We start from the raw sequence: 4,248 nt of genomic DNA, 5'->3' as shown, positions 1-4,248 counted from the left end.
TCTTATTCATATGAAGTACCGAGCTTATACATCATGTTAGGTGCAGGTAGCAAACAAGAAAACGAACTATACGGCGAGCCTATGCACAATGAAAAGGTAGTATTCAACGAAGACATACTTCCAACAGGAGCGGCTATCCACGCTTATAGTGCTATAATGTGGCTAAAAAATCACAAATAGATTTTAGATAAAAATTGAAACTTTCTTGATTTTTAGTAATTTTATTTACTTTAATTCAAGAAAGTTTTTTTGTGCCCAATAAATGGCAATAAGTTTAAGTAGTAAAAAGTAACAATAGCAATTATAATAAGAAATATAGGGAAGGAGGAAGAAAAATGAATGTAATTGTCTGTGTAGAGGATAATAATGGAATGATGTTCAATAAAAGAAGGGTCAGCCAAGATGTGGCGATTAGAGAAGATATTTATAAGAATTTAGGTGATAAAAAACTGATTATGAACGCCTATTCTTTTAAGATGTTTGAAGCTGACAACAGTGGAAAGAACATAGTAGTAGATGAAAATCTGCCAATAGAGGATAAGGAAAACTTCCAATTTATTGAGGACAAGAAATTAAGCCAATTTGAAGATAGCATAGACAAACTAATAATATATTATTGGAATAGAAGATATCCAAGCAGCTTAAAATTCGATATCGATATTTCAAACGGCAACTGGGAGATAGCATCAGAGGAGGAGTTTGTCGGAAAATCACACGAAAAAATCACTAAAAAAGTTATTATAAGAAAATAAGACATTGGAGGAAGATGAGGAAATGAAATTATTGAGATTTTTAATGATATTTATCCTGAGTTTGACTTTGGTAGGATGTCAGCCACTTGATAATCCAGGTGGAGAAAATCCTAACGCACAGCAAGGGATAACTTTGAGTAATTTACCGGAGTATTCAGATGAGGCATATGTAGAGATAAATGACAATGTGCCTAATTTTGATGAAAAGGATAAAACATCAGAATCGTTCGAAACATATAGCGACCTTGATAGCTTAGGAAGATGTGGAGTAGCATATGCAAATGTAGGACAAGATCTAATGCCTACTGAAAACAGAGGCAGCATAAGCAGCGTAAAACCAACTGGATGGCAAACTGTCAAATACGATTGCGTAGACGGAAAATATCTATATAACAGATGTCATTTAATCGGATATCAGCTTACTGCAGAAAATGCCAACAAGCAAAATTTAATCACAGGAACTAGATATTTAAACGTAGACGGTATGCTTCCTTTTGAGAATATGGTTGCCGACTACGTAAAAGAAACAAATAACCACGTTTTATACAGAGTGACTCCTGTTTACGACGGTGATGACTTAGTGGCAAAGGGCGTGCAAATGGAAGCCGAATCTGTTGAAGATGACGGAGAGGGAATTCAGTTTAACGTGTTTGTGTATAACGTGCAACCAGGCGTTACAATAGATTACGCTACAGGTGAAAGTCACTTGAGCACAGATGACAGCGACAACGAAGCATCAAGCTCTAAAAAGGTAGAAATAAGAGGAAATAAAAATTCAAAGGTTTACCACTGTCCAGGTCAAGCAGCTTACGATGATATGAAAAATTCTGATAACCTAGTTATTTTCGGAAGCGAAAAGGAAGCTCAGGATGCTGGATATAGAAAGGCTAAGAGATAGATACATAAAAAATAGCAAAGTTAGAGGGCTGATTCCAAATAAGGTAATCAGCCTTTTATATATATTAAGGCGTGCAAATACACACTGGTGTGTGTAAATCAACACATTATGGTATAATTATAGAAAATGAGTTAATAATAGAAATAATGTACATTTACGAGAGGAGGAGTCAATTTGGGCTTGTATTTAAATAGCGATAGGTCTTTTAAAAATTATGAAGAATTGTACAGAAGTGATTACTTTGTAGATAAGTCCTTAATAATAGAACATTTGAACAGACTTATCGGTAAGCGCAGTAAATATCTATGTATAACTAGACCAAGGAGATTTGGCAAAACCAGTGTGGCAGATATGATAGCTGCATATTACTCAAAGGCTGTAGACTCCAAGGATATTTTTGATAATTTAAAAATAAGTAAGTCACATGGATACAGCGAAAATTTAAATAAATACAACGTAATAAATATATCCTTCAATAAAATTCCAGACAACGGAAAAACATACGATGATTATATGAATATGATAAAGAAATCTTTGATTTCAGATATTGTTAAGTATTATCCCTATATCGATCCAGATAAATTTTTTACTATAGGAGATATGCTAGAGAGTACTGGTGATAAATTTATATTTGTACTGGACGAATGGGACTATATATTTAGCAAAAACTTATTTGAAGAAAATCAAGATGACTTTTTGGAATTCTTGGCATTTTTATTAAAAGACCAGCCATTTGTTTTGCTTTGTTACATGACAGGAGTTCTACCAATTAAAAGATACTCTAGTGGCTCGGCGCTTAATATGTTTGATGAGTTTACATTTTTAAAGGATAGAAGATTTGGAGAATTTTTCGGATTTACAAAGGATGAAGTGGCAAAATTATGTGAAGAAAACGGATATATGAATTTTGAGGAGCTCGAAATATGGTATAATGGATATTCTACTGCAAACGGAGTAAAAATATACAACCCTCGTTCTGTAATTAAGGCGCTTGAAAATAACTACTGTGAAAGCTATTGGACAAATACCGGAGCCATGGATGAGGTTTCAAAATATCTTAAATATAATACTCTTGAAATTAGAGAAGATGTGATAAGAATGGTTTCAGGAGAGGAGATAGATATAACTATAAATGAAGAATTTAGAGCGGGGCAAGGTGATCCGAAGACTAAGGAAGAAATCTATTCTGCTATGATTGTTTTAGGATTTTTGTCTTATGACGATGGGTATTTAAAAATACCGAATAAAGAGCTGATGATAGAATTTGAAAAAGCTTTAAAAGATAAATCTTTTGGATATGTATCTGAGATAATAGAAAATTCTAGAACTATGCTTAAAGCAACAGTAAACGGAGATACAGAAACTGTCGAAAAGATACTTCATGATATCCATAACTCTGAAATTCCAATACTTCAATATAATGATGAAAATAGTTTATCATGCGTACTCACACTTGCATATTTATCAGCAAGAGATACTTATAGAGTTGAACGAGAGGAAAAAACAGGCAAAGGATATGCCGACTTTACATTTCATCCAAGAAGAAAAAATGATGTTGCATTTATAGTCGAACTTAAAAAGGACGAAATACCAGATGTTGCAATAAATCAAATTAAGGAAAAAGAGTATATACAAAAATTTAAATTAGAAAATGAAGGCAAAAAAGTATTGGCAGTTGCTATATGCTATGATTCTAAAAAGAAGGAGCATAACTGTAAAATAGAAGAAATTTAAAATTTAAATGAACTAAAAAATAGCACTTTGAAGTAATAAATCTATTATATATATTACCTCAAAGTGCTATAATTTTTTTTAAATAAACAAATAAGGAGATTGAAAATGAAAAAATACTCTATAACGCAAATAACAAGGCACATTATTCAACTGTTAAGCTTTATACTATTTCCAGGACTATTCATATTGACATGGAATGCAATATCATCAATATACAGAGCAATATTAGAAGGGACATTCACATTATCTAGCATGATGTCGCCGATATTAATTTTAATAGCAGTAATACCAATCACGATTTTCCTAGGCAGATTTTTCTGCGGATACATCTGCGCCTTTGGAAGTATGCAGGAATTCCTAAATTACCTAGGCGCAAAATTAAAAATAAAAAAAATAAAAATAAACCCAAATCTCGATAAAAAATTAAAATACATAAAGTACATATTAATAATAATATTTGTAATGCTTTGGACCTTCAACATCACAATAGACGCAAAGCTCAGCCCATGGAATGTCTTTGGCGTATATTCATCATATAAGGGCTGGTCAGATTTTAGCATGATCCTAACATTTGGAGGGATTTTGCTTTTGCTGATAATCATATCTTCACTGTTTGTAGAAAGAGCTTTTTGCAGATATTTTTGTCCATTAGGTGGAATATTTTCATTAATATCTAAGCCTCGCATTTATAAAATAAAAAAGGATTCGACTGAATGCATAAACTGCAACTTATGTACCAAAAAATGTCCAATGGCAATAGACGTCGACGAAGAAACAAGCATCTACGGAAAGGTTATTTCTAGTGAATGCATAGATTGCTTCAAATGTATAGACACATGCAAGCCAAAAGCTCTATACATAAAT

Annotated in this window: 4 protein-coding genes and 1 pseudogene; all 5 read left to right on the top strand. The window is 32.5% G+C overall.

All coding sequences use genetic code 11. From position 1 onward, the window contains the following. Positions 1–180, top strand: a pseudogene (locus MR593_RS01335) (amidohydrolase); the annotation flags it as partial. 155 nt (positions 181–335) lie between these two features. Continuing rightward, a complete protein-coding gene (locus MR593_RS01330; protein WP_290686151.1) occupies positions 336–752 on the top strand; it encodes a ribonuclease Z in 417 nt (138 codons plus the stop codon). A 22-nt stretch (positions 753–774) separates the two neighbouring features. Then, positions 775–1,650 carry a DNA/RNA non-specific endonuclease gene (locus MR593_RS01325; RefSeq protein WP_290686148.1) on the top strand — a complete coding sequence of 292 codons (876 nt, stop codon included), beginning with the start codon at positions 775–777 and terminating at the stop codon, positions 1,648–1,650. 174 nt (positions 1,651–1,824) lie between these two features. Next, positions 1,825–3,384: an AAA family ATPase gene (locus tag MR593_RS01320; RefSeq protein ID WP_290686145.1), complete on the top strand. Its 1,560-nt coding sequence runs from the start codon at positions 1,825–1,827 to the stop codon at positions 3,382–3,384. 105 nt (positions 3,385–3,489) lie between these two features. Further along, the coding region (locus tag MR593_RS01315; RefSeq protein ID WP_290686143.1) for a 4Fe-4S binding protein at positions 3,490–4,248 on the top strand (759 nt) is incomplete at its 3' end.

The sequence above is a fragment of the Intestinibacter sp. genome (assembly GCF_022780145.1).
In the GTDB taxonomy this organism is placed as follows: domain Bacteria; phylum Bacillota; class Clostridia; order Peptostreptococcales; family Peptostreptococcaceae; genus Intestinibacter.
Note: the sequence above shows the minus strand (reverse complement) of the source record. Positions and strands in the feature narration are given on the sequence as shown.